At 73.0% G+C, this 4539-nt stretch carries 5 protein-coding genes; 1 reads left to right on the top strand and 4 read right to left on the bottom strand.

Annotated elements, in window-relative coordinates:
* Positions 1–103: 103 nt before the first annotated feature.
* Positions 104–289 carry a type II toxin-antitoxin system VapB family antitoxin gene (locus tag ACTIR_RS0117085; protein ID WP_026455192.1) on the bottom strand — a complete coding sequence of 62 codons (186 nt, stop codon included), beginning with the start codon at positions 287–289 and terminating at the stop codon, positions 104–106.
* Between the two features lie 132 nt (positions 290–421).
* Between ACTIR_RS0117085 and ACTIR_RS0117090 the strand changes: the two genes are divergently transcribed.
* On the top strand, positions 422–1039 hold the full coding sequence (locus ACTIR_RS0117090) for a hypothetical protein (protein WP_026455193.1): 618 nt from the start codon (positions 422–424) through the stop codon (positions 1037–1039).
* 15 nt (positions 1040–1054) lie between these two features.
* On the opposite strand, the gene ACTIR_RS0117095 is transcribed toward ACTIR_RS0117090, so the two are convergent.
* From ACTIR_RS0117095 to ACTIR_RS0117105, 3 genes are all read right to left on the bottom strand, one after another.
* Positions 1055–1555 carry a GNAT family N-acetyltransferase gene (locus tag ACTIR_RS0117095; protein WP_026455194.1) on the bottom strand — a complete coding sequence of 167 codons (501 nt, stop codon included), beginning with the start codon at positions 1553–1555 and terminating at the stop codon, positions 1055–1057.
* A gap of 5 nt (positions 1556–1560) precedes the next feature.
* Positions 1561–3696 carry an NAD-dependent DNA ligase LigA gene (ligA, locus tag ACTIR_RS0117100; protein WP_052583929.1) on the bottom strand — a complete coding sequence of 712 codons (2136 nt, stop codon included), beginning with the start codon at positions 3694–3696 and terminating at the stop codon, positions 1561–1563.
* Between the two features lie 152 nt (positions 3697–3848).
* Entirely contained in the window at positions 3849–4505 is a 657-nt protein-coding gene (locus tag ACTIR_RS0117105) for a hypothetical protein (RefSeq protein ID WP_199285644.1), read from the bottom strand.
* Between the last annotated feature and the right edge of the window lie 34 nt (positions 4506–4539).

The following is a 4539-nucleotide window of genomic DNA, read 5'->3' on the forward strand; positions in this document are numbered from 1 at the left end:
CTGGCCCACCTCGCCGGCATCGTCGCGGTCGTGTTGAACGGCTGACCCCCGGCCACCGCCCCGCCGCACGCTATGGGCGGCCCCGGGCGCGGGCGACGCGGCGTCAGCCCGGCTCGTCCGAATTGCCCTCCCACCCGACGCCACGTACGGCCTCGATCTCTTCCGGCGTGGCCGTGCGCGCGGCTCGCCGCAGGGCGAGGTCTACGGCTTCCCGTCTCGACCGGAGGTCGTAGCGTCGCATCACCGCGTGGGCGAGCTCGTCATCGACCGTGACCCTGGTGCGGCCCATGCACGCGGAGTATGCACCCACACGATACCTGCATGCATCCCGGTCCCAGTGCAGGCCGAGAGCGTCGTGGTGCCCTTCGGGGGCGTGGCCGTCGGGGCCGGTGCGGGTGAAGACCGCGTAATCTCGCCTCCGATGCCCCTGACGGACCCCGAGGATCCCCGGATCGAGCGAGTGCAGGAGAAGCTGGCCGTGCCGGTGCTCTCCGCCGCGCTCGTGTCGGTCCCGGCGGTGTTCCTGACCACGGCGCCCGGGATCACCGGGGTGATCGGGGCCGTGCTGAACTGGATCTCGCTGTCGGTGCTGCTCGGTGAGTCGTTCGTGCTGCTGTGGGCCAGCGGCAGCGTGCGCACGTGGGTCCGGCGGTACCGGCTGCAGCTGCTCGTCGTCGGCCTGACCATCCCCGCGGTGATCTTCGTGGTGGGGCCGGTGCAGATCCTGCGGCTGCTGCTCACCCTCGGCGCGTTCCGCATCCTCCGGGTGCGGCGCATCCTGGCCGCCGGGCAGGTGATCGTCGAGAAGTCGGGGTTGTCCGCCCACCGGGGCCGGTGGGTGTTCGCCGGGGTCACCGTGCTCGCCGGGGCGTTCGTCGCGATGGTGCTGGCCGACCCCGAATCCGGCACCCGGCGGGTGCTGACGTGGATCGTCGACCACCTCGGCGCGGGCGGCACGGCCGTGGCCGCCGTCGGGCTGGCCGCCGTCGGGCTGGCCGTCACCGTGCTGCTCCGCCGGGACACCACCGAACGCCGGTGACCCGTGCGGCTCCGGTCACAGGTCGAGGGTGAACGCGAGCAGCAGGATCTCCTCCGCGACCGTGCGGTCGAGCTCGGGGACGCGGCGGAACCCGAGCCGTTCGTAGAGCCGGTGTGCGGTCGTCATGGACGTCATGCTCGTCAGCACCACCCGGCCCGCGCCCAGCTCGCGACCCCGGTCGAGCGCGGCACGGGTGAGCATCTCGCCGACACCGCGCCCGCGCCCTCCGGGTGCCACGGCGAGCATGCGGATCTCGACCTCGTCCGGCCCGCACAGCTCGGCCATCGCCGAGCCGGGTCCCACCAGCGTCACCGTGCCCACCGGGACGTCCGCCTCGTCGACGGCCACGAACAGGTCGGCGTCCGCGGCCCGCCGCGCGGCGTCCCGCAACTGCCCGGCGTACGAGGGGCCCGAGGCGTGGTCGAGGAAGCCGTCGGCCTCGTAGGCCGCCACGGTCAGCTCGCCCACGACGCCGAACTCCGCGGGCCGGGCCCGCCGCACCACGAGGTCACTCATCCGCCTCACGCCTCCTGCTTCTCGGCGACCTGCACGGCCGCGTCGGGTCCGCGGTCGAGCAGCACCCGGAAGCCGTCCTCGTCGAGCACGGGCACCCCGAGCTGCACGGCCTTGTCGTGCTTGGAACCCGGCGCCTCGCCCACGACGACGAAGGCGGTCTTCTTCGACACCGACCCGGCGGCCTTCCCGCCCCGCGCCATGATCGCTTCCTTGGCCTCGTCCCGGGAGAAGGTCTCCAGGGAGCCGGTGACCACGATCGAAAGCCCCTCCAGGTTGCGTGGGATCGAGGCGTCCCGTTCGGCCTCCATCCGTACCCCGGCGCGACGCCACTTCTCCACGATCTCGCGGTGCCAGTCCACGGCGAACCACTCCCGCACCGACCGGGCGATCGTGGGGCCGACCCCGTCGACCTCGGCGAGAGTGGCCTCGTCCGCGTCGTCGATCGCCTCCACCGTGCCGAACTCACGGGCCAGTGCCTGCGCCGCCGTGGGGCCGACGTGCCGGATGGAGAGCCCGACCAGGACCTTCCACAGCGGACGGTCCTTGGCCGCCGCCAGATTGTCCAGCAACCGCTGCCCGTTGGCCGAGAGGTCCCCCGCCTTGGTGACGAACAACTCGGTCCGCTTCAACTTCGCGGCGTCCAGGTCGAACACGTCCCCCTCGTCGACGATCACCCCGGAGGAGAGCAACGCACCCGCCGCCTCCCAGCCCAGCATCTCGATGTCGAACGCCCCGCGCCCGGCCAGATGGAACAGCCGCTCCCGCAGCTGCGCGGGACACGACCGCGCGTTCGGGCAGCGGATGTCGACGTCGGCCTCCTTCTCGTGGGCCAGCCGGGTACCGCACTCCGGACAGTGCGTGGGCATGACGAACTCGCGCTCGTCGCCGGTGCGCACGTCCACCACCGGGCCGAGCACCTCCGGGATCACGTCCCCCGCCTTGCGGATGACCACCCGGTCGCCGATGAGCACACCCTTGCGCCGGACCTCCTCGGCGTTGTGCAGGGTCGCCAGCTCCACGGTGGAGCCCGCGACCTTGACCGGCTCCATCACCGCGTACGGCGTGACCCGGCCCGTGCGGCCGACGTTGACCCCGATGTCCAGCAGGGTGGTGTTGGCCTCCTCCGGCGGGTACTTGTAGGCGATCGCCCACCGCGGTGCCCGCGCGGTGGTGCCCAGCCTGCGCTGCTGCGCGACCTCGTCGACCTTGATGACCACGCCGTCGAGCTCGAACTCGGCCTCCTGCCGGTGCTCGTTCCAGTAGCGGATGTGGTCGACCAGCCCGTCCGCGGAGTCGATCACCGTGCTGTGCGCGGAGACCGGCAGCCCCCACGCGGCGAGCGCCTCGTAGGCCTCCGACTGCCGCTGCGGGTCGAACCCGGAGCGTTTGCCGAGTCCGTGGCAGATCAGCCGCAGCGGCCGGTTGCGCGTGATCTTGGGGTCCTTCTGCCGCAGCGATCCGGCCGCCGCGTTCCGGGGGTTCGCGAACGGCGACTTGCCCGCCTCCACCAGCCCGGAGTTGAGTTCGGCGAACTCGGCCACCCGGAAGTACACCTCCCCCCGGATCTCCACGAGCTCCGGGACCGGGAACCGGTCGTTCGCGGAGAGCCGCTCCGGGACGTCGCGCAGGGTGCGCACGTTCAGCGTCACGTCCTCGCCGGTCCGGCCATCGCCGCGGGTGAGCGCCCGGGTGAGGACGCCGTGCTCGTAGAGCAGGTTCACCGCGAGCCCGTCGATCTTCAGTTCGCACAGGTAGCGGGTGCCGCCGCCGACCTCCTTCTCGACCCGGTCGACCCAGGCCCGCAGCTCCGCCAGGTCGAAGGCGTTGTCCAGGCTGAGCATGCGCTCCAGATGGTCGCCCGCGGTGAACTCGGTGGAGAACATGCCGCCGCCGACCTGCTGCGTCGGCGAGTCCGGCGAGACCAGGCCGGGATGGTCGGCCTCGATCCGCTCCAGCTCGCGCATCATCCGGTCGAACTCCGCGTCGGAGATCGTGGGGCGGTCGAGCACGTAGTAGCGGAACTGGTGGCCACGGACCTCGTCGGCCAGCTCGCGGTGCCGCTGCCGGATCTCGGCGGGGACGTCGGCGATGTCCTCGGCCTCGGCCGCCGGGGACGCCCCGGTGAGGCCGTCGCCGGTCACCGTCGTCGTCCCGGCTCGCTCCGTCCCGGCACGCCCGGTCGCGGTGGTGTCGGCGCCGACGGGACCGGGGCCGGTGGTGTCGGTGCCGGTATCAGTGCCGGTGCCGGTGCCGGTGGTGTCGGTGTGGTCGTGGCTGCTCACATCCGCACAGCCTAGTGCGCACCACCGACGGTGTCGGCGAGCTCCTCGACGAGCGCGCGGAGCCGGGTGAGGTCGACGGTGTCGTCGGGTTCGCCGAGCGCCGTCTCCACCCTGCGGAGGCGTTCGGCGGCGAGGCGCTCCCCCAGCGCGGCGTCGAGCGGCAGGAACGTCATCGCCGTGCGGGACGCCTCGTCCAGGTCGGCCAGCGCCGGGTGGTACACGGCGACGTCGACCACCCCCTCCGCGTCGTCCACCCGGGCCACGACCCGCACGTCGGCCAACCCGACCCGCCGGCCGCCCACGTTCACGGTCACCTCCGCCGGGTCCGGGACCGGGGGCACCGAATCGTGGTACTCCCACATCGCGTCGTCCGGGGGTGCGCCCGCGATCCAGGCGTCGGTGTAGGGCCGCAGTGCCGGGTCCTCCTGTCCGCTGAGCACCAGCGCGTAGATCGCGCGCCCACCCCGGTCGACGGAGAAGTGCAGGTCCGGATGCAGCCGGGCGACCGCGGAGGCCAGCAGGGTCTCCGCCTGCGACGGACAGCCGTTGCCGAGGGCGGCACTCACGTCGGGCAGGACGTCGTGCCAGTACCGCCAGAACTCCGCGGCGGCCGCCGCCGGATCGTCCGGCACCGGCTGCCGGGGGAACGCCGTGCGCGGGTCCGGCAGGTCGTCCGCCCCCGTCGTCGCCCCGGTGCCGGTG

The sequence above is a fragment of the Saccharomonospora iraqiensis subsp. iraqiensis genome, assembly GCF_000430445.1.
In the GTDB taxonomy this organism is placed as follows: domain Bacteria; phylum Actinomycetota; class Actinomycetes; order Mycobacteriales; family Pseudonocardiaceae; genus Saccharomonospora; species Saccharomonospora iraqiensis.

Coding starts and splice junctions, on each gene's coding strand:
- ACTIR_RS0117085 (WP_026455192.1), bottom strand. CDS start 289: ATGGGCCGCACCAGGGTCACGGTCGATGACGAGCTCGCCCACGCGGTG.
- ACTIR_RS0117090 (WP_026455193.1), top strand. CDS start 422: ATGCCCCTGACGGACCCCGAGGATCCCCGGATCGAGCGAGTGCAGGAG.
- ACTIR_RS0117095 (WP_026455194.1), bottom strand. CDS start 1,555: ATGAGTGACCTCGTGGTGCGGCGGGCCCGGCCCGCGGAGTTCGGCGTC.